This window comes from Pseudovibrio sp. JE062 (genome assembly GCF_000156235.1).
In the GTDB taxonomy this organism is placed as follows: Bacteria; Pseudomonadota; Alphaproteobacteria; order Rhizobiales; family Stappiaceae; genus Pseudovibrio.
Map to the genome: position 1 here is coordinate 225,614 of NZ_DS996809.1, position 20,297 is coordinate 245,910.

At 52.8% G+C, this 20,297-nt stretch carries 23 protein-coding genes; 5 read left to right on the forward strand and 18 right to left on the reverse strand.

All coding sequences use genetic code 11. The features are described from left to right. Positions 1-25: 25 nt before the first annotated feature. Positions 26-928: a LysR family transcriptional regulator gene (locus tag PJE062_RS13420; protein ID WP_037036910.1), complete on the forward strand. Its 903-nt coding sequence runs from the start codon at positions 26-28 to the stop codon at positions 926-928. 205 nt (positions 929-1,133) lie between these two features. Continuing rightward, a complete protein-coding gene (locus PJE062_RS13425; RefSeq protein ID WP_008549929.1) occupies positions 1,134-1,751 on the forward strand; it encodes a glutathione S-transferase family protein in 618 nt (205 codons plus the stop codon). Positions 1,752-1,830: 79 nt separating this feature from the next. Here PJE062_RS13425 and PJE062_RS13430 read toward each other — a convergent pair whose 3' ends face one another. Then, positions 1,831-2,532 carry a DNA helicase gene (locus PJE062_RS13430; protein WP_008550002.1) on the reverse strand — a complete coding sequence of 234 codons (702 nt, stop codon included), beginning with the start codon at positions 2,530-2,532 and terminating at the stop codon, positions 1,831-1,833. A gap of 184 nt (positions 2,533-2,716) precedes the next feature. Further along, positions 2,717-3,247 carry a GNAT family N-acetyltransferase gene (locus tag PJE062_RS13435; protein WP_008549774.1) on the reverse strand — a complete coding sequence of 177 codons (531 nt, stop codon included), beginning with the start codon at positions 3,245-3,247 and terminating at the stop codon, positions 2,717-2,719. Positions 3,248-3,420: 173 nt separating this feature from the next. On the opposite strand from PJE062_RS13435, the gene PJE062_RS13440 reads away from it, so the two are divergent. Then, positions 3,421-5,955, forward strand: coding sequence for a protein kinase (locus PJE062_RS13440; protein WP_157039164.1), 2,535 nt, complete (start codon positions 3,421-3,423; stop codon positions 5,953-5,955). 368 nt (positions 5,956-6,323) lie between these two features. Here the strand turns inward: PJE062_RS13440 and PJE062_RS13450 are convergent, their stop codons facing one another. Together PJE062_RS13450 and PJE062_RS13455 are read right to left on the reverse strand one after the other, a co-directional pair. Further along, complete coding sequence (locus PJE062_RS13450) at positions 6,324-7,247, reverse strand: sel1 repeat family protein (protein ID WP_008549975.1); 924 nt, start codon at positions 7,245-7,247, stop codon at positions 6,324-6,326. Between the two features lie 125 nt (positions 7,248-7,372). Next, entirely contained in the window at positions 7,373-7,870 is a 498-nt protein-coding gene (locus PJE062_RS13455; protein ID WP_008549720.1) for a MarR family winged helix-turn-helix transcriptional regulator, read from the reverse strand. A gap of 102 nt (positions 7,871-7,972) precedes the next feature. On the opposite strand from PJE062_RS13455, the gene PJE062_RS13460 reads away from it, so the two are divergent. Further along, positions 7,973-8,398: a PACE efflux transporter gene (locus tag PJE062_RS13460; protein ID WP_083417083.1), complete on the forward strand. Its 426-nt coding sequence runs from the start codon at positions 7,973-7,975 to the stop codon at positions 8,396-8,398. A gap of 94 nt (positions 8,399-8,492) precedes the next feature. Here PJE062_RS13460 and paaE read toward each other — a convergent pair whose 3' ends face one another. From paaE to yacG, 8 genes are all read right to left on the reverse strand, one after another. Continuing rightward, positions 8,493-9,575, reverse strand: coding sequence for a 1,2-phenylacetyl-CoA epoxidase subunit PaaE (paaE, locus tag PJE062_RS13465; RefSeq protein ID WP_008549932.1), 1,083 nt, complete (start codon positions 9,573-9,575; stop codon positions 8,493-8,495). A gap of 26 nt (positions 9,576-9,601) precedes the next feature. Next, a complete protein-coding gene (paaD, locus tag PJE062_RS13470) occupies positions 9,602-10,111 on the reverse strand; it encodes a 1,2-phenylacetyl-CoA epoxidase subunit PaaD (protein WP_008550025.1) in 510 nt (169 codons plus the stop codon). Between the two features lie 14 nt (positions 10,112-10,125). Beyond that, entirely contained in the window at positions 10,126-10,884 is a 759-nt protein-coding gene (gene paaC, locus PJE062_RS13475; protein ID WP_037036917.1) for a 1,2-phenylacetyl-CoA epoxidase subunit PaaC, read from the reverse strand. A 7-nt stretch (positions 10,885-10,891) separates the two neighbouring features. Further along, positions 10,892-11,179, reverse strand: coding sequence for a 1,2-phenylacetyl-CoA epoxidase subunit PaaB (gene paaB, locus PJE062_RS13480; RefSeq protein ID WP_008549827.1), 288 nt, complete (start codon positions 11,177-11,179; stop codon positions 10,892-10,894). A 13-nt stretch (positions 11,180-11,192) separates the two neighbouring features. After that, positions 11,193-12,176 carry a 1,2-phenylacetyl-CoA epoxidase subunit PaaA gene (gene paaA, locus PJE062_RS13485; protein ID WP_008549981.1) on the reverse strand — a complete coding sequence of 328 codons (984 nt, stop codon included), beginning with the start codon at positions 12,174-12,176 and terminating at the stop codon, positions 11,193-11,195. A gap of 129 nt (positions 12,177-12,305) precedes the next feature. Beyond that, a complete protein-coding gene (locus tag PJE062_RS13490) occupies positions 12,306-13,262 on the reverse strand; it encodes a PaaX family transcriptional regulator C-terminal domain-containing protein (protein ID WP_208982305.1) in 957 nt (318 codons plus the stop codon). Positions 13,263-13,392: 130 nt separating this feature from the next. Beyond that, positions 13,393-14,991: a bifunctional UDP-sugar hydrolase/5'-nucleotidase gene (locus PJE062_RS13495; RefSeq protein ID WP_008550091.1), complete on the reverse strand. Its 1,599-nt coding sequence runs from the start codon at positions 14,989-14,991 to the stop codon at positions 13,393-13,395. A gap of 344 nt (positions 14,992-15,335) precedes the next feature. Continuing rightward, the gene (gene yacG / locus PJE062_RS13500) at positions 15,336-15,533 is read right to left on the reverse strand and encodes a DNA gyrase inhibitor YacG (RefSeq protein ID WP_008549890.1); all 198 of its coding nucleotides are present in this window, start codon (positions 15,531-15,533) and stop codon (positions 15,336-15,338) included. 382 nt (positions 15,534-15,915) lie between these two features. On the opposite strand from yacG, the gene PJE062_RS13505 reads away from it, so the two are divergent. Continuing rightward, complete coding sequence (locus tag PJE062_RS13505) at positions 15,916-16,275, forward strand: hypothetical protein (RefSeq protein WP_008549628.1); 360 nt, start codon at positions 15,916-15,918, stop codon at positions 16,273-16,275. A 9-nt stretch (positions 16,276-16,284) separates the two neighbouring features. On the opposite strand, the gene PJE062_RS13510 is transcribed toward PJE062_RS13505, so the two are convergent. The 6 genes from PJE062_RS13510 to PJE062_RS13535 form a co-directional block, all read right to left on the reverse strand. After that, positions 16,285-16,920, reverse strand: coding sequence for a Maf family nucleotide pyrophosphatase (locus PJE062_RS13510; protein WP_008549727.1), 636 nt, complete (start codon positions 16,918-16,920; stop codon positions 16,285-16,287). Between the two features lie 78 nt (positions 16,921-16,998). Continuing rightward, positions 16,999-17,217: a translation initiation factor IF-1 gene (infA, locus tag PJE062_RS13515; protein WP_008549604.1), complete on the reverse strand. Its 219-nt coding sequence runs from the start codon at positions 17,215-17,217 to the stop codon at positions 16,999-17,001. Positions 17,218-17,389: 172 nt separating this feature from the next. Beyond that, entirely contained in the window at positions 17,390-17,809 is a 420-nt protein-coding gene (locus PJE062_RS13520) for a low molecular weight phosphatase family protein (RefSeq protein WP_008550077.1), read from the reverse strand. A 14-nt stretch (positions 17,810-17,823) separates the two neighbouring features. After that, complete coding sequence (locus PJE062_RS13525) at positions 17,824-18,333, reverse strand: UPF0262 family protein (RefSeq protein WP_008549968.1); 510 nt, start codon at positions 18,331-18,333, stop codon at positions 17,824-17,826. Between the two features lie 31 nt (positions 18,334-18,364). Beyond that, a complete protein-coding gene (gene hisD, locus PJE062_RS13530) occupies positions 18,365-19,660 on the reverse strand; it encodes a histidinol dehydrogenase (RefSeq protein WP_008549540.1) in 1,296 nt (431 codons plus the stop codon). Between the two features lie 130 nt (positions 19,661-19,790). Next, positions 19,791-20,237: a DUF2948 family protein gene (locus PJE062_RS13535; protein WP_008549731.1), complete on the reverse strand. Its 447-nt coding sequence runs from the start codon at positions 20,235-20,237 to the stop codon at positions 19,791-19,793. Between the last annotated feature and the right edge of the window lie 60 nt (positions 20,238-20,297).

Genomic DNA, 20,297 nt, shown 5'->3' on the forward strand with positions numbered 1-20,297 from the left:
ACTTGAGAGGAACAGTAGAGCATTCATGAAGTCATCTGATTGGGAACTGATGCCCGCCTTTCTCGCCGTGGCGCGGGCTGGCAGTTTGCGGGCCGGGGCAGAGCTGCTTCACACCAATTACGGCACAGTCAACCGCAATATTCAGGCGCTGGAAGCGAGTTATGGTGTGGCGTTGTTTGTGCGTTCCACCAAGGGCTTCAAGCTGACAGAGGCTGGCGAGGCTGTGCTGCCGTTTGCTGAACAGGCCGAGCAGGTGATCATCAATGCGCGTAAACGGGTTGAAGGGCTGGACAAGACCGAGGCCGGAACGCTTCGCTTTTCCGTTACACCCACATTTGCCTATGATGTGATTACACCGATCATCAGTCGCTTTCAGGAAGCTTATCCGGATATTCAGGTGGCGCTGCGACTGACCTCTGCGGTTGAGAACATCAACAAGGACGAGACGGATGTGTCACTGCGAGCCGCCTATGATGTGAGCGGCGACGTGGTTGCCCGCAAGCTCTATCCTATGGCGATGGGCATTTATGCCAGCAAGGCTTACATCGACACTACGTTTGCAAAGGCTGGCCCACAAGGTGCAGGTCTATCGTGGATAGGATGGCCGGAGAATGGCCCGTTCAGCAACTGGATCTCGCAGTCCGCCTTTCCTCAGGCAGATGTGCGGCATAGCGTTTCTGATGGATACATGCGGCTACAGATGCTTCGGGAAGGTTGTGGCATCTCACCAATGCCGGTGGTGTTTGAGAAGTACTTTCCTGACCTGTACCGTGTGCCCGGTACGCCGCTGGAATTCGGGCAAACTCTCTGGATCGTGCTGCATGCTGATTTGCGCAAGACCGTGCGTATCCGCCGCTTTGTGGACTTTCTGGCAGATGCGCTGATGGATTTGCGGCCAGATATGCAGGGCGAGCTTTATCGACGCTAGAGCAGGTTGCGTTCATCTGCATTCACGCATCCAGCTCTAACCTTTTGTTTTAACGCGTATTCTTATCCGAAAACCGGAACCACTTTTCGGGAATACGCTCTAAAGGATGCCAGCTTAAGTGCTGGTCACAATAACCTCAATTGCAGGTTGGGGATGCTACGTATAGTGTGCAAGCATCCTATCATTTCAGCCAAGCAAGTGATCTATGAAACTGTTTTACGCTCCCGGCACCATCTCGATTGCCGTTGCCATTGCCCTTGAAGAATCCGGCGTGCCGTACACCACGCACAAAATCGACTTCAAGAACCCGGAGGTCAGCCGTCCGCAGCTGTTGGAGGTGAACCCGAAAGGCCGTGTGCCTGTTCTGGTGACAGACCATGGTATTCTGACGGAAGCTGGTGCTCTGCTGGATTACGTTGCCGACCTTGCACCGGATGCGAGCCTGAAGCCCTCTGATCCTTACAAGGCCGCCAAGATGCGCGAGGCCATGTACTATCTGGCGTCCACCATGCACGTGAACCACGCCCACAAGCTGCGCGGTGCCCGTTGGGCGGATAAGGAATCCAGCTGGGATGACATGCGCGCCAAAGTGCCGGAAACCATGACAGCCTGCTGCGCATATGTGGAAGAGAACATCGTCACCGGCCCTTACGTGCTTGGCGAGACCTTCAGCATCGCCGACGCCTACCTTTACGTGGTCAGCACCTGGCTCAAAGGCGATCAGGTCGACATCACGCCGTTTCCAAAGTTCCACGCATTCCAGAAACTGATGGAAGAACGGGATTCCGTGAAGGCCGTGAAAGCAGCCGGGATGCTGGGGTAGTCTCCAACACGATTGAAGGCAGCTGCCGCTTTATGTTTGAGGCAGCTGCTTTGCATTGTGATGCGGTGTAGCCTAGGTCTTAGAACGCGATTTCACCGTTATGGAGAAAGCACGTCCTGGTGAAGCTGGTCAGATCAACCGGATTGGGAAGACGCACGTCTGCAAGGTCCGGTAAGGCTTTCATTGAAAGATCAAAATCCCTTTGGACTTGTGAAATCAAAGCAATGATGACACCTGTTTTTTGAGCAAACTCTCTGAGCTCCACAAGCTGTGTGGCGAGTTCTGGATTTTGCCGCTTCTGATCCAGCAGCTGCAGGTAATCGATGATCACGAGTGTGTTTGGACGTGCAGATTTAAGCTTATTCACGATATAGCTGGCGCAAATATCATCGGAACAATCTAGCTGGAACGCTGTGTCTTTAGCTGTTGGATTGTAACCAAGCTGGGAAACACGCTTCAAAACATCTGCGGGCGTATACTCAAGCGTAAAGAAGTGGCTTTCTTGCCCTGCTTTGTTGGCTTGAATAGCCAGCTCCAACCCAAACAAGGTTTTGCCCTGTCCCGGCCTTGCAGCGATCAGTGCCAGATCACCAGCATCCAACTGGCGAAGAAACTGCTGCGCACGCGTTGAGCGTGAACCAGAGACGGACAGATGGCTCCAGCTGCTGTAGCCTTCCTTTTGAGCGAGCTCATCCAACGCCAGATGCAACGGAATACCGGTGGCCCGGGCGTTTAACTTTGCTTGTCTTTTAAGCTGATGAACAGGACTGGACAGTTTCATTGAAGAACCCTCTCTTCAGAGCACAAACTGCAACCCCTCCTTATGCACTTGCCCGAACAGATTGGTTCTGATCCTGAAGTCCTACATGTGCGATGCTTCCCGAACTGGAGGGCGGAGGCTTGGACTGAGCCGTCCGCTGAGAATAGAAATCCCTTCTCCGCTTAGCAAGAGACAGTTCCGCTTTTCAACATTCGGAAGAGGCAGTTCGTGAACTGCTTGTTGAACGACTGTCAAACCCATAAACACCCTGCAGTTCACCAAACCGTTCCAGTTGCCGGATTTTCTTCATGCCGAGTTTTTGGAGCAGATGGATAGAGCGGGTGTTTTGGAGTTGGGTTTCGGCGAGGATGGTTGTGAGCTTCAGGTTTTCCATAGCGATGGGGAGGAAGGCTTTGAGGGCTTCTTCTGCGTATCCCTGCCCCCAGTGCTCCGGCAGGAACTCATAGGAGATCTCGTGGTACGCGCGGTCATGATAGGAGCCCAGCGTGAGCAGGCCGAGGAAGTTGTTTGTAGCTCTGGCATACACGATTGCATGATACACTTCCGTTGCACCCATTACGCTTGAACAGCGAGCTTCAATTGCTGCATCGCTTTGCGTTCCGCCCAGAAACTCTCTGGTTTTCTCGTTAGAGAACAGCTTTATGAGATCTGGTTTATCGGCGGGTGTTGGTTTGGCGAGGATGCAGCGGGGTGTTTGGATAGGTGTTTCCAGCATTCCTACTCCCTTCCCTCATGGCCTAATACAGCACCTATCGCATGCGATACATCTCAGATCAGATGCAAACTTGAATCGATAGTCGCTGCCTGCGTTATCGGGCTGATAACAATAGATCGTGTTCCTTGGTTTTATTATTTCTGCAGTGAGCGCTGCGAGTCATAATTGGCTAGTTGATTAAGATTGTCGGCAAGAAGGGCAAGCTTATGGCTCCTGGCAACAATAACGAACAACAGCCCAATGAAAACCCTGCTCCAGACCATGAAAACTGGATACAGGCCATGGGGCAGGAGTTGAACCTGCAGTTTGATCCAGCGGATCTGGCAGGTGAGAGACCCGTTGGACAACCAGAGAACCAGGCCCCACCAGAGGTGCGGGTCAACGATGCCGATGTACAGCAGCCCCCTCAACCGGGCCAGCCCATGATGCCGCCGCTGGCTGTTCCCATGCAGAACCGCCCCAATGAGCAGCCTAAGGCAGGCAGCCGGATGCAGGTGGAGTACAAGGACAATGGCACCATGGTCATTGATCCCTACTCCGTGCCTCGCACCATCGCCACAGCTCATGGTGCAGGGCTGGATGGTGTGCGTCACGCCGTTTACGCGCCGACCAGATACTCAACCGATGTGGAAGGCAAGATCACACCGCCGCTTCAGGGGGATGCTCTGGCACAGCAAGCTTTAGGCCGTGGTGGTACGGGATATCTGCAGACCTACCCCGACATAGAAGACGCTGTCATCAAGCGCCCTTACAGTTTTGGTGAGGGAGAGAACCAGCAGTTCCTTGGCATGGAGTCGATCATCCACGAAACGACTATCCTGTCTGCTCTTGGGGAGTTTGAAGGTGCCAAAGGCGTTGAGAACATCATCAAGGTGAAAGGTTCTGGCGTGACCGGTGGCGGCGAGCCCTTCGTGATTATGGAGAACCTGAAAGGCGGTACGCTGGATGATCGTATTGCCAATGAAGGTCTGCCTCCAGAGCAGCTTGATCAGTTTGCGGAAGGGCTGCTTTCCGGTATTTCCTTCCTGCAGAACCGCAATGTGATCCATCAGGATCTGAAGATCGACAATATCATGTTCCGTGATCAGGGCAGTGTTGAGCCGGTAATCATCGACTTCAACGCGGCCTCAGCCACAGAGGGGATTGCGGCAGCAACGGATGATTATGAGGAGTTCCGCTACGAGCGGGATGGCGAACCAAACATCCAGCCTCCGGAAAAGCAAGGCCAGCAGATCAATCTGGCCAAGATCACGCCAAAGGCAGATTCATGGACTGGCGGGCTTTGTCTGGCAGCGGCAGTGATTGGCAAGCAAAGCCAGCAGGCATTGGTGCAGGAAGCCAGACAGGCCGAGGGAAATCAGGCTGTTGTTGATGAAGCTCTGGATCGTCGGTTAGGCACTGCGCCTGAGCACATCAAAATGGCCATCAAAGGCATGATGCGGGTTGAGGTGGGCGAGCGCCTGACAGCTGAGCAGGCTCTTGCGCTGATGCAGCAGAACAACCCGAACTTTGTGCCGGAAGAGCAGCCTCAGGTACAGGAACCAGAGCCACAGCCGCAGCCGCAGCCGCAGCCGCAGCCGCAAGAGCCGGAGCCACAGGAGCCGGAACCGGTCTATAGCGACGAGCCCAAGGAAGGCAGCCCTATTCGCGTTCAGAGAAAACGCAATGGCACTTTGGTGATTGAACCGGACAGTGTGCCAACAGGCATTGAGATGGTGCCTCAGCGCGGACGAGATGCCCGCCAGTATGGCAACCGCTATCGCGCAACACGGCACAGCCTGCGCATGAACCAACATGTTCCGCCCCCTATCGTTGATGGGGAACACGATCAACCGGGTGTTCTTGCCCATGGTGCAACAGGTGTGCTTCAAGACTTCCCAGAGATGGAAAATGCGGTTTTGAAGCGACCCAATGCGGTGCAGGTGGAAGCGGGAGAGCCACTGACCTATATCGGCATTCCGCAGCTTTTACATGAAGCGAAAATCCTGACGGCACTGGCAGATTTTGATGAAGCAAAGGGCTACGAAAACATCCCTCAGATCAAAGGCACCGGCATCACCGAACAGGAAGAGCCCTACATGGTGATGGAGAAGCTAAAAGGCGGAAACCTGACAGAGCGTATCCCAGAGGAACGTGGTATGCCTGAGGAACAGGCCGAAGCGTTCGCTAACGGGCTGCTGAATGGTCTGTCCTTCCTGCATAAGCGCAACATCGTCCATCAGGACCTGAAGCCCGACAACATCATGTTCCGCGAGGAAGGTGATGAGGTGCCGGTCATCATCGACTATGACCTTGCCACCGCCCATGAAGGCGTGGCAACCGGTACAGGTGAAGGCGAACCTGATGGGTTCGACCTGAGCGGCACCCCGGATATCATGCCGCCGGAAGCCAAGAACCCCGGCCCCAACAAGGAAAACCTGAGCGAGAAGATCGACGCGTGGTCCGCTGGAATCTTGCTGGTGACAGCTGTTGCCGGGAGCCGCACTGCAAATCTTCTCAAAGAGGACCTGACGGACTTCCGCAATGGTGCCAACACAGATTCCAACCAGTTGCGCATTCTGCTGGAACGGCATCTGGCAGGTGTTCCACAAAACATGAAGGAAGCCATCATCGGCCTGCTCAAACTCAACCCCACCACCCGCCTCTCCGCAGATCAGGCCCTGACCCTGATCAACTATGCGAAGGATGGTCCGGGTGGTACTGGGTAGGTTGTAGCTGGTATCAAGTTAGGTGTTCGAACTTAAGGGCCTCGCATTTAGCTGCTTGCTTGCGGGGTCTTTGCCTATGCATGGCATTTCTCATTGATGATGCCGGTTTTTACTCTGCAAAACTTTCGGTCCAAAACTGAGCAGCCTCCCAGTTTTCAAGGCCACCTAGTTTCCCTAGGTAGTTCCTAGCAAGTTCCAAATCTTTCTCAACATAGATACCAAGCCCGTACATTACACCTAGCATCAGATTTGCTTGTTTAGGGCTATCCAAGAGACTTGGAACACTTCCACGTATTTTCCGGATATAAAGCGCAGGGCTTCCGAAAGGAGGGTTTGGGGGAAAAGAGAGTTTCTTTGCTTTTCCGCACTCAATCAAAAAAAATCAGACTTTCTCTCAACACTCCTGCATCAGTAGCCTCAAGAAATGACGCCATCTGGTTATCTGAAGAGTTGAGAAATGCAGATGGCTTCATTTGAGAGATGAGTTTTCTCATAGGCCCAAAGCCAGTTAAGCCTGCTTTACAAACTGCAGCAATTCTTCCCTTCTTTGCAGCTATACGTGTCCACTCAGCTTTAGGATACTCCAGTAGATCTGCACGACTTACGGGATAATCCCAATCTCTTATGTTTCTAACGCTACCGAGCCGTTCCGCTGCCACTATGGATCCGCGCTGATATGCTTGCTTATACATTTTGATTGCATTGGCAATCATTGCGGCATCCTCTAGCACGAAACCCTGAACTTCCAGTTCTTCAGCATACTGGCGCAAATAGTCCGGATCATCGGTCTCAGCCGCAACTTTCAGAACTTCCAATTTCTTCTGTTTGTGGTTTGCCAGTATCTTCTCCACCCTCACAAAATACAAAGTATCAGCGAGAAGTAGATGCGAGGGGATATCTCCCAAACTCACATTTGCCAACAGGAGATGAATTTTCGCACGTAGGATGTGTTCTAGGGTTTTGGAACGCGACGGAAGGGTCTTCGCTAAATTGAACCTTGCAACGACGTGGCCTCGTGCTTCTGCTTTTGTGAAATAGTACTGTGCAGTTTGGCGGTTCCGCTTAACTCCAAGCCCTCGGATGTGAAGCACACCCAAATTATTCAGCGCATCCAAATTATTGAAGACACTCAAATACCGAAAAACATAAAACGGTACCGTGTAGTTTCCGTTTGTCACGCTTCTCGCAGCCAACGTGTTCACATGGCGTGCGCCGTAAGGCGTTGCAATGAAAATGGGAACGGCAATTACTACAAATAAAATTGCGATCCCAAAACGGGAGAGTTTTGACATGCGTAATCCCAAAATGACTTAATAAACAATTTTAGGTTTATGCCAGATGTCTTGAGGTAAACAGGCCAGAAAGCTATCGCGCTTAATTTTCCATGAACAGCATGACGAGGGATATCTTTGCCCCCCTACACCCCCAGCTTCACGACTACGTTGAGGAGTGTGTCGCGGAGGGATTGGACTTCTTCTTTGGTGAGGTTCTGGTAGATCACGCGGCGGTCGCCGGCCATGACGCTGTCCATGGCTTTTTCGACGGTGGCTTTGCCCGCTTCTGTCAGGCGCACGATTTTGCTGCGTTTGTCGGTGTCGTGGTCGATGCGCGTGATAAGGCCATCTGCTTCCAATTGCTTGAGAATTTTAGTCATGCCACCTGATGTCATCAGCAGTGCGCGGTACAGATCACTGGGGGACATTTCCCAGGGCTCTGGGCGGCCACGCAGGGCTACCAGCACTTCAAAGGCGCCGTTGGTCAGGCCGTAGACTTCCAATTCTTTTGTGCAGTTCTGGTCAAGGATTTCGGCGAAGCGGTTCATGCTGAGAAACAGCTCGGTTTCAACGGAGACAGCTTCCGGCCAGTTCTGGCGCATTAGCTCAAGGGCTTTGCCCATTGGGTAGGCTTTTGACATGAGATCCTCATCACAACTCTACCGGTTTTCTAAATTAAACCTTGCCAGAAAGATAGTTTGAATATATCTATCCAGAAAGCTACTTAGATAGATAGGTGTGGCATGAGAAGTTTCTGGGACAGAGTTCGGCACTCCGTGCTGTTTGAAGGGATTGCTCTTTCAATCGTTGCGGTGTTCGGAAGCTGGATTACGGGTCATTCTCTCGCAGAGATCGGTGTTCTCGGACTGATCATGTCCCTGATCGCCATGGGCTGGAACTTTGTTTACAACTGGCTCTTCGACAATTGGTATGTGGCCAACCGTGGTACCCAGCCAAGAACCATCGCCCTGCGCGTTGTGCATGCGATCCTGTTTGAAGCCGGACTGCTCGGCTTCGGCATCGTTGCAATCATGTGGTGGTTGCAGATGAATTTCATTCAGGCATTGCTGCTTGATATCGGCTTTGCGGTGTTCTTTCTGGTTTACGCCTTCGTCTACAACTGGGCTTACGATCTGGTGTTCCCGGTGCCAACGACAGAGGCGGCCTGAAAGCACGACGCTGACATATAAACGCAAGAAAAGCCGGAATAACGCAAATTCCGGCTTTTCCTTTCAAACCAACGCAAACAGGTGGTTTGTCTGATCAGATGTCGTCGTAATCGACTGTGACATCATCTGTTTTTGGTCTGGATTGGCAGGTGAGCACGTAGCCTGCTTCGATTTCCCATGGTTCCAGAGAATAGTTCACGGCCATGTCCACTTCGCCAGAAACGACCTTCGCACGGCAGGTGCAGCACATTCCGCCCTTACAGGAGAATGGTGCCTCAATGCCTGCGCGCAGAGCGCCGTCAATGATGGTCTCGCCCGGCTCCAACGTGATGTCGTGACGGGCTCCGTCGACAATCATGGAGACTTTGGCGTTGTGGTCTACAGCGCTGGAATCCTTGGCTTTATGGGCTGCGTGTGGATCGCCGCCGTCTGCTGGAACGAACAGCTCGTTATGGATGTGATCCAGCGGGATGCCGTGGTTCTGGCAGGTCTGCTTGGCTGCCTCAATCATGTCGCCGGGACCGCAGAGGAACACGTGGTCGATGCTGTTTTCACCGACAGTCTTGGTGATGAATTCCTCAATCTTTTCAGATGTTAAACGACCATTGAAGAGGTTCAGTTCCTGCTCTTCGCGGGACAGAACATGATAGACACTCAGGCGATCAAGGAAGCGGTCCTTCAGGTCGTCCAGCTGGTCCTTGAAAATCACGCTCTGAGAGTTCTTGTTGCCATAGAACAGGAAGAAATGGCTGTTCGGCTCATCTTCCAGCACCGCCTGCACCATGGACATGATCGGCGTGATGCCGGACCCTGCTGCGAAAGCGGCGTAAACCCTTGCATCTTCAGTGGTTCCTCGTGGCAGATTGAAACGGCCCATTGGGGTCATCACGTCAATCTCGTTGCCAACAGCCACATGGTCGAGCGCGAAACTTGAGAAGCGGCCCCCCTCCACTTTCTTGATCGCAACGCGGATGTCATCGTCCTTTGGAGAGGAGCAAACAGAGTAAGAACGGCGGGTGTCTTCACCGTTGATAAATTCGCGCAGTGTGAGGTACTGCCCTGGAATAAAAGAGTAATCTTCCTTCAGGTCCGCAGGTATCTCGAAGGCGATGGAGACAGCCTCCTCCGTTTCCTGATGGACTGACTTGATCTTCAATCTATGAAACCGTGGCGACATGGTTTCCTCCCTTGCACCTGAACCGGTCAGATGCACTTGAAATAATCAAAAGGCTCAGAGCAATCGTTGCAGCGATACAGTGCCTTGCAAGCGGTTGAGCCAAATTCGGAAATACGACTGGTGTTGGCAGAGTTGCACTTGGGGCAACGGACATGCTCCTCCCCGAACAAAGCCCGACGCGAGGCCTTGCCATTGGGTGGTGCAATTCCGTAAGCCCTTAGCTTTTCACGCGCTTTTTCTGAGAGCCAATCTGTGGTCCAGGCCGGATTGAGGACGGTTTTCACCTCCACCTTGTCAAATCCAGCGTTGAGCAGAGCTGCTTCAATATCGAAAGCGAACATGCCCATGGCCGGACAACCGGTGTAGGTTGGTGTGATGGTCACTTGCACAGAGCCATCCGCCTGCACGCGCACATCGCGCAGAACACCAAGGTCCTCAATGGTCAGAACCGGCACCTCGGGATCCGGTACATCGCACACCGCATCCCAGGCTTTTTGGTCCAGTTCAGATCTCAGAATTTTCGCTGCAACTGCCATGGGTTAGCTCCCGATCACCACTGGGCTTGCGGGAACGAGCGCTGCAGGTACTGCATTGGCGACAGGATATGCCCCAGATGCTCGCTGTGTTCGCCCTTGCGGCCACCGGTTTGCATCCAGCTTTCAGTTGGACGTTCCAGATTGGCCCGGACCAGCACGGTGTTCACTGTCTCATCCCATAAGTGCTTGATAGACATGGGATCTACGGCAATGCCTTTTGCGACAAGCAATGATACAACTTCGTCACACTCGAACATCTCGCCGGTGTACATCCAGAGGAACTCCAACGCATCAGTGATGCGGTTGTGGCTTTCCTCGGTGCCGTCGCCCAGACGGATCACCCACTCGGCAGAATGGCGCAGATGGTAGGCTGCTTCTTTTTCTGCCTTGGCTGCCAGACCGGCTAGCAGCTCGTCTTCCGATTTCATCATGGCTTCCCAGAAAGGATGCATGAACGCGGAGAACAGGAACTGGCGCATGATGGCATAAGCAAAGTCATCATTAGGCTGCTCAACAAGCAGAAGGTTGGTGAACTCGCGCTCAACCCTATGGAAACACAGGGCATCTTCGTCGCGGCCCTTACCTTCGATCTGCCCTGCATAGGTGTACAACTCGCGGGCATGACCGATCAGGTCGAGTGCAACGTTGGTGAGTGCGATGTCTTCTTCCAGGTGAGAAGCATGGCCACACCATTCGCTCAAACGCTGGCTCAGGATTGCGGAATCGTCTGCCAGTCGCATGCAGTATGTAAATAGTGCCGGATCTTTCATCATGGCCTCCTTACATATTCGCGACTTCGTCAGGGAGCTCATAGAACGTTGGGTGGCGGTAGATCTTTGAGGCTGTTGGCTCAAACATCTCGCCCTTCTCATCCGGATCGTTTGCTACGATCTCTGCGGACGGCACAACCCAGATGGAGAGGCCTTCGCCGCGGCGGGTGTATACATCCCGCGCAGCTTGAAGTGCCATCTCTGCATCTGCTGCGTGGACTGAGCCCGCATGCCGGTGAGACATGCCATTGCGCGCTCTGATAAATACTTCCCAAAGTGGTGTTGCTTGTTCGCTCATGTTCCGCCCTCCCTTAAGCAGCTGATTTCTTTGCGGCTTGCTTTGCAGCGTACGCCTGCGCAGCCTCACGCACCCAGGCACCGTCCTCATGCGCCTTGATGCGGTCTTTCATCCGCTGCTTGTTGCAGATGCCATTGCCTTGAATGGTGTTGTAAAACTCGTCCCAGTCCGGTTGGCCGTGTTCCCAATGGCCTGTTTCCTCATTGAACTTGAGGTCCGGATCCGGCAGCGTGATGCCCAGAACCTTTGCCTGTGGCACGGTCGCATCCACGAACTTCTGGCGTAGCTCATCGTTGGTGAAGCGCTTGATTTTCCACTTCATGCTGGCTGCAGAGTGCTTGCTGTCCTTGTCGGAGGGGCCAAACATCATCAGCGCTGGCCACCACAGGCGATTAACGGCGTCTTGCACCATCTCCTGCTGTTCTGCGGTGCCTTTCATCATGGCGACGAGAAGATCGTAGCCCTGACGCTGGTGGAAGCTTTCTTCCTTACAGATGCGGATCATCGCACGGGAGTAAGGTCCGAAAGAACAACGACAGAGCGGGATCTGGTTCATGATGGCCGCACCATCCACCAGCCAGCCAACAGCCCCAACATCCGCCCAGTTGAGAGTTGGGTAGTTGAAGATGGAAGAGTACTTGGCCTTACCGCTGAGCAGTTGATCCACCAGTTCCTCGCGTGAAACACCCAGGGTTTCTGCGGCGGAATAGAGGTATAGGCCGTGGCCACCCTCGTCCTGAATTTTGGCAAGCAGGATGGCTTTGCGCTTCAGGGATGGAGCGCGAGTGACCCAGTTTCCTTCCGGCAACATGCCAACCACTTCAGAATGCGCGTGCTGAGAGATCTGGCGGACCAGCGTCTTGCGGTAGGCTGCTGGCATCCAGTCGTTGGGTTCAATCTTCTCTTCGCGATCAATACGGGCTTGAAAAGCAGCAAGCTTCTCTTCGTCCTCAACCTCGGCTTCGACAGCTGGGTTGTTCAATGCTTGCGTGTACATAGGTTACGTCCCTCCCAAGAGCACACCAATGTTCGTCTCCGCTTCAATATGTCACAGAATATCATTCTCACAAGTTTTTTCTGTAACATTTAAGGGTGCATTTTAGGACAATTCTAAATTCACTAATGATTACAAAGGTTGGAACCGTTCAAAAAAAGCAGGCTCAGGAGGCGGCAAAGTGCCCTCTGCATTCTTGGCGTAAGAATCAAGCCAGATCTCACCGCGGTCTCTCAATGCGCTGTAGATGCCTGCCGCCAGCTCCCGGGCGATGCTTCCTGCCCAATTGTCTGGCAAGGCCTGAAGAGGCAGCTCAGGGTCTCTTAGAACGAGCCTTCGCAGGTCGTGGATGAGCATGATGCGGATGACCAGCGCATCTTCTGGCGAGATGACCGGCTCGCTTCCTGAAGCTTCTGAGAGGCATGCGTGGAGACCGTGGTAGTTCTCGATGAACTCACTATAACCTTGTTGCAGGCTATCCAGGTTCCAGGCTTGTCGAGCCAATTGCAGCGCTTTGTCTGCCGGGGCTTTTGACTGCATGTAGACGATCTTGCTGGAGGACTTGGGAGCACCTTGCCCATTGTCCGGTTTGATCAGCACATTGGGTGCAATGACGCCGTAGCCTTGCTCTATCAGCTGCTCACGGCGGTCTGCGCGGTCATCACCTTCGCTCAGAATCGCAGTGATCCAGCTGCCATTCCCCTTGGCTGGGCCTCGGGCGTAAATGCGCGGGGTGGCTTGGCCAAAGGCTTCGCGGCCCATTTTGGTGAGGCGGTAGAAGGAGTTGCGGCCTATGCGGGTGCGTTCCAGCCAACCATCGGAGGCAAGGCGTGACATGGCTGTGCGGACGACACCGGAGTTTATGCCGATCATCTGCATGATCTCGGTGATGTTGCCCATCCAGAGCTCTCCGCCGCGTTGAGCAACGCAGTCGCCAAAGATGGAGATGATCATAGACCATGAGCGGATTGGCTTTTGCGCATGGAACCTGTCGATGAGCTTTTGCTGCTCTTGCTCTAGATTGCCCACGTCCACGCGCCTCTTGAGATTTGGAACCCACATAGTTGTAAGGGCTTCCCGCTGCTTCATGCAAGTCCCTGTTTGCAAAGAACAATAGGAAGCGCAGCAGAGAATGGTGGTTCTGATGCCGGAAAGGATGGCATGAAAAAAGCCGGAGGCAGAACCTCCGGCTTCAAATCATCTGCTAAGCAAGATCTGCTTATTTTGCAGTTACTTCGGTGATGCGGCCATCAACGTATGGCTTGTATGCGCCACCCTGTGCTTTCAGGTAGTCCGCAACAACAACTTCAAGGCCTGGGCCGTAGTCGTATGCGTTCATGCCTTTTTCAGCGAAGATCTTGTAACCGTCGCCGCCGCCACGCATGTAGTTGTTGGTTGCTACTTTGTAGACCTTGTCTGCATCAACTGCAGAACCGTCTGTCAGTGTCAGCTCAACAACGCGCTCACCAGCTGGCTTGGATGCATCGAAGGAGTACTTCAGACCACCAACCTGAGGGAAGCGACCAGCGCCTTCTTCAAGCTTGGACAGACCGTTTTCAAGCGCTTCTTTGATGTACTTACCTTCCATTTCGAAGGTTGCCAGAGTGTTTTTGAATGGCAGTACAGTCAGAACTTCACCCATAGTGACGTCACCGGCATCGATAGATGCACGCAGACCACCACCGTTCTGGATCACGATCTCGATGCCCTGATCTTTGGTAGCAGCGAAGATTGCGTCTGCAACGAGGTTACCCATCTGACATTCCTGCGCGCGGCAGGTGGTGCGGGAACCATCGATAGCTTCAGAAGAAGAGCCGATTACAGCATTGCGGATTTCGTCAAGCGGAACAGCCAGTTCTTTCACGCGAGCTTTGATTTCTGCGTCTTCAGCAACGCTTGCGTCGAGCAGGATTGGCTCACCAACAGCTTCAAGCAGGTTACCGTCGTCGTCAAACTTAACTTTCAGCTCACCAAGGAACTTACCGTAGGCGTATGCCTGAACGATTGGAGTTGGCTTACCTTCTGGACCATCGATCCATGTTGGGTAAGGACCCTTCGCACGCTTCTGAGTGTTGGACAGCAGAGTGTGGGAGTGACCACCAACGATCACGTCAACACCAGGAACTTCTGCAGCAAGCACTTTATCCTGAGTGATACCAACGTGGGAGAGAAGGATGATCTTGTTGATACCTTCTGCTTCCAGCTTAGCAGCTTCAGCTTTTGCAGCTTCTACTGTGGAAGTGAAGTGTACGTTTTCACCTGGGCTGGAGGTTTCGTCAGTGTCTTCAGCCAGAACGCCGATAACGCCAATTTTTTCGCCAGCAACTTCGATGATGGTTGTAGAGATCAGCTGACCTGCGAGGTGTTCGTCTTTGGAAACTTCAGCGTTTGCCAGCAGAACAGGCAGGTTGGTTGCATCCATGAACTTACGAAGAGCTTCTGGGCCATCGTCAAATTCGTGGTTGCCAACAGCCATTGCTTCGTAACCCAGAGCGTTTACGAACTCAGCAGCAGCCTGACCTTTGTAGTAGGAATAGAACAGAGAACCCTGGAACTGGTCACCAGCGTCCAGAAGGATTGTGTTTTCATGTGCTGCACGGCGATCTTTAATTGCCGTCGCAACGCGGGCGATACCCCCAAAGCACTTGCCTGCCGCGTTGTCTTCTTCTTTACAGCCAGAGTCATACTTGGTGATTGGCTCAATGCGCGAATGAATGTCATTCGTATGCAAAATTGTAAGATCAAATTCTGCCATAGCCGGCGCAGAAACGCCAAAAGACAACAAAAGCGCAGTTGCGCCCAAGAGATGCTTTTTCATAGGTCTTGCCTTTTTTCAATTGCCCCAAGCAATTTAACGAGACGGCTACGCGAGAATCTCTATATCCGCGCAAACCTCCCAAGAACACGCTCGGTACAATTGCCCATAACTGTGACAGGCACAAGACTAAAGCAGATATATTTCGCCATCTAATTGAAAAAAAATTCAGAGCCTGACTTTTTTATCGCTTACCTATCCGGCACCTGTTGCAAGGGGTAGGATTGTTGAGAATCCTTTTAATATATCAACTTCTTGGCTCAACAAATCAGAGGTAGAAAACACCGAAAATACGTAAAAATTGTCGAAAAAATCTTCAATTTTTCGAAATATTTATCCCCAAATCCTCAGTGCAGAATACGTGGATCTTCTAGGTCAGAGATATCAGATTCACTGAACTCTTCCTCAACTGCAGGTACGGAATAATGACCACTCAACCACTTGTTGAGATCCACTTGCTTGCACCTGTCTGAGCAAAACGGCTTCGTCGCTTCCTGCGTCGGCTTTTCGCAGATCGGGCATTTTGCGGATGGCTTCTTCATCATCTCTCTCAACTGCTGGTTTGGGTCTTCGCAGATATGGCTGGTTGCCTCTTCGGCTCAGCGGAGTATCTGCCAGTGCCTCTAGCCAGAATTTGCAGGGACATCAAGAGATAAAGTCAGGTCACTTCCGAGGTTTTGTCGATTTCGGAATAAAGACGGCCTCGCGACCTCTTCACAACTGCAAATTATCTCCTAAATTTAAGGTGTTAATCAGTTTAGATGCAAACAACTTTGCAGCTGCTAAAGTTCGGACTAAGATTACTCATAGGCAGGCACTTTTAAGTATGCGCGTATCCTTGCCCAACAACCGGAAGCACTTTGTCGGGGTACGCCATGAGTTCTTTATCTATTTGAAGGTATCTCGCGAAAACCGGGGAAGCGTATAATGAATAACGAAGTTTCTTGGATCCTTACAGCGCGCCTGGCCACTGCAGAACCAAAGGTCTTTGAAGGACTGATGGTTGAGATGGTAAAATCCGTCCAGCAGATGCAAGGTGATACCACAGCCTATGTCTGGTACCTGTGTGAGGACGGGCAATCCTGCGAGATTTTTACAAGCTTCAAGGACAGCAACTCTGCCCTGCTGCATCTGACGTGGTTTTCGAACACCTACGCCAAGCAGTTCATGGACACGCTGCATCCAACTGGCATGACCGTTTATGGCAAGCCAACACAGGAGCTGCGAAACGCACTTGCGAGCCTTTCACCGCGATATGTGCAGACTGTCGGAGGGTTTGCGCGTTAGCCTTGCTGTTTAGGCAGCAGGTACGGCGTCTTCATCCCAGGTCTTCTGGGTTGGATAGCCAGCGGACTGCAGAAGGTTTGCGGTCTCCAGCAGCGGCAATCCTACCACGCTCGGGTATGAGCCAATCACACGGGCGATAAACGCGCCTGCGAGCCCCTGAATCGCGTATCCGCCTGCTTTCCCGCGCCACTCACCAGAAGCAAGGTATTTGTCCGTGTCATTTGCAGACAGACGGCGGAAACGGACGCGGGTTTCAACCAGCTTGGTGCGGACCACGCCGTCCGGCATGTTCACGCATACGCCGGTGTAGACTTTGTGCATACGGCCAGACAGCAACTGAAGGCAGACACTGGCCTGCTCTTTGCTCTCGGCTTTAGGAAGGATACGGCGCCCGACGGCTACTACGGTGTCAGACCCCAGGATGATGGAATGTGCTTTTTCTTCATCCCGGTCGATCAGGACACGAGCAGCGGCGGCTTTGCCGCGTGCAAGTCTTTGCGCCAGCGCGCGCGGGCTTTCCCCACGCACAGGCGTCTCATCAATGTCTGCAGGTAAGAGGAAATCCGGTTCAATACCAATCTGCTGAAGTAACGCCAGACGACGCGGTGACCCGGAGGCCAATACTAGCGGCAGTTCTTTGGTCATATGCCAGTTCCCCAATAGAATTACAGACCAGAGCTCAACCAAGGCAGGCTCATCATGAACCCGCGCTCAGTGGATCGCTTATTTGTAGCGATAGGTGATACGACCCTTTGTCAGGTCATATGGTGTCATTTCCACGAGCACTTTATCGCCAGCCAGAACGCGGATACGGTTTTTGCGCATACGACCAGCAGTGTGAGCGATGATTTCGTGATCGTTTTCAAGTTTCACACGAAAAGTCGCATTAGGAAGGAGTTCGACGACGACGCCTGGAAACTCCAGCATTTCTTCTTTAGCCATTAGGATTCCTGATTTGTTAAATGGAATTTTCGCGGAACCTACCGGATAACTCGTCAAAAGTGAACAGGCTACCTCCATTTCTTGGAGGGCAGTTTCACGAGTTTTACCGCATATTTCTTGTTTTTGGGTGGAAAACACATGCAAAGGCCACGCGTAGAGCGTTTTCAGCAGCTTATTGCATGCGCTGTTCAATCTTCCGCTTCAGTGTGTCACGCACCGCGCGATAGGCGTCCATGATCTGTGCGCGGCTGCCTGTTGCCACTGTCGGGTCGATTGTGGGCCAGTACTCAACATCAACGTGCTGGGTGCGTGTCAGCTCCAATGCCATGTGGTGAGCTTCCGGTGCCAACGTCACGATGAGGTCGAACCCCTCCTCCGCCAGATCCTCAAAGGTTTTGGGATGATGGTTGCTCAGATCCATACCCAGCTCGTCCATCACAGAGTCCACGAAGGGATCTCGCTCGCCTGCGAAGACGCCGCAAGAACGGGTGTAGACCTGTTTTGGATACAGCAGCTTGGTCAGCCCCTCTGCCATCGGGGAGCGTACGGCGTTCATTCTGCAGATAAACAGGATGGAACTTGGCCGTGACATAAACTCGGCCATCCTTACCCCCGATGCTGCAAGGCGCAAATAAGCGTAAACAGGCGTCGGGCGGTTTGATGGTCGATGGTGATTTTCCCCTTCAGGCGCTCTTCCAATATGCAGGCACCATCGTCGTGTAGTCCACGGCGCCCCATATCGATGGCTTCAATCTGTTTGGGAGAGGCACTTCGAATGGCATCGTAGTAGCTCTCACAGATCATGAAGTAATCTTTGATGATCTTCCGGAAAGGCGTGAGCGAGAGGATATGGGTTGCGATTTCACTGCCCATTTCATCGCGAATTCCAAGCACAAGCTTGCGCTTGATCATCGCCAGATCCAGTCGGTACGGGCCCAGATCGGGCCCGACCGGAGAAAACATGTTTTCCTCTACCAGATCAAAGATCGCAATTTTCCGCTCGCGCTCGACATCCTTGTCGGCGCGCACAATCGAATCCCGGTCAAGAACCACCTCAAAGAGGCGTTCTCCTCCTTGTTGTCTCTGTTCTTCGTTTACAGGGACTTCCTTGTTCATCGAGCGATCTTTTCCCTACTGGATCAAGTGACTAGTGATTTAAGCGAATTGAGACTGAACGTCCATGTGCCTGCAAGCCCTCCACCTCTGCAAGGGTGACGGCAGCCGGGCCGATCTGCGCCAGATTTTCCGGATTACAGCGCAGGAGCGATGTTCTTTTCACAAACTCCAGCGTGGAAAGGCCAGAGGAGAAGCGAGCAGAGCGTGCCGTTGGCAACACGTGGTTGGAGCCGCCGACATAATCGCCGATTGCTTCAGGTGTGTAACGACCAACAAACACAGCGCCAGCGTTTCTCATCTTCGGCAGAAGCGCATCCGGATCATCAACGCAGAGCTCAAGGTGCTCTGGTGCGAAGCGGTTGGACAGCACCATGGCATCATCCAGATTATCGACGGTGATGATGGCGCCGAAGTCATTCCAGCTCTGACGGGCCACATCTGCCCGTGGCAGCGTGGTCAGCTGACGCTCAACAGCTTCCTCAACGGCTTGTGCCAGCTCTTCACTGTCTGTGATGAGAATGGACTGCGCGACCGGATCGTGTTCAGCCTGAGACAGCAGATCGACTGCAACCCAGTCCGGGTTGTTGTCTTTGTCTGCAACCACGAGGATCTCTGAAGGACCAGCGATCATATCAATGCCGACGGTGCCGAACACACGACGCTTTGCTGCGGAAACGAATGCGTTGCCTGGGCCAACGATCTTGGAGACCGGCGCGATTGTTTCCGTGCCATATGCCAGCGCACCAACAGCCTGAGCACCACCGATGCGGTAAATCTCAGAGACGCCAGACATTTTGGCAGCAGCCAGCACAAGTGGGTTCAGCACGTTGTCCGGGCTTGGAACTACCATCACGATCCGCTCAACGCCCGCTACCTTTGCAGGAACAACGTTCATGAGAACGGAGGATGGATAGCTGGCAAGGCCACCTGGTACGTACACGCCAACAGCTTCCACTGCAGTCCAGATGGCACCTAGCTCTACGCCGATTGCGTCTTTATAGGTGTAGCTTTCCGGCAGCTGCTTTTGATGATGGGAACGAATACGATCATGGGCAAGCTGCAATGCTTCCAGTATTTCAGCAGGGATCTGAGCAACAGCTGCTTCGATCTCCGCTTCAGTTACTTTTAGCTCGTCCATTGATTTGGCCGACATACGGTCAAACTTGTTGGTGTACTCGAGCACGGCCGCATCACCGCGCGTTTCGACATCATGTAGGATGTCGCGCACGATATGATCCACATCCTCTGAAGTTTCCCGCTTGCTTCCAAGCAGGGCACGAATTTCTTCTTCGAAACCTTCAGACTTTGAGGAGAGCTTTATCGCCACGTTATCGTTCCCAATTTACTTTTGTTCTCAGAGAACTACTGCCTCTGAGGTGATGTTCCATTTTTTTCGAATTGCGGTCCAAGCCTTTAAGTTGTGCCGGGATTTTACGAAACTATCCCGCGCTTTCCAACTAGCCTTCCAGATGATGTTCGGGTCTGTTATCGGTTTCCCAGACAGAGCCCAGATCAGCAAGCTGTGCTTCGATGCATTCGATGTTTGCTGCAATAGCAGCCCCACCGGAAAACTCAAGCTTCAACTGACCAGCCGGCGCATTTGTCTCTTCAAACAACACACAAAGCAAAGACAGGACCATGTCTTTGTTTGTCTGGTTGATTTTTTGTGCTTTGACAGCATCAACACGAGAGATGGAGAGCACAGAACGTGCACGCATACGTCTCTTCTGGTTGTTTGCGTCCGTTTCCCAAAGGTACCGATTCATTGTGAAAACCAGACGACGTTCGCCAGGTAAGTACTTGATATCCGCGAGTTTCAGAACACTGTCCTGCACCATGGAAGAGATGACTTGCAAGTCTTCCTGATCCAGTGCCATCAGCTTCATCGGCTTTACCTGTTCCATATCGATCCCTTGCAGAATTTCCTAGGCTCGCACACCGTACTAAGCGCGAGACATCCTTAC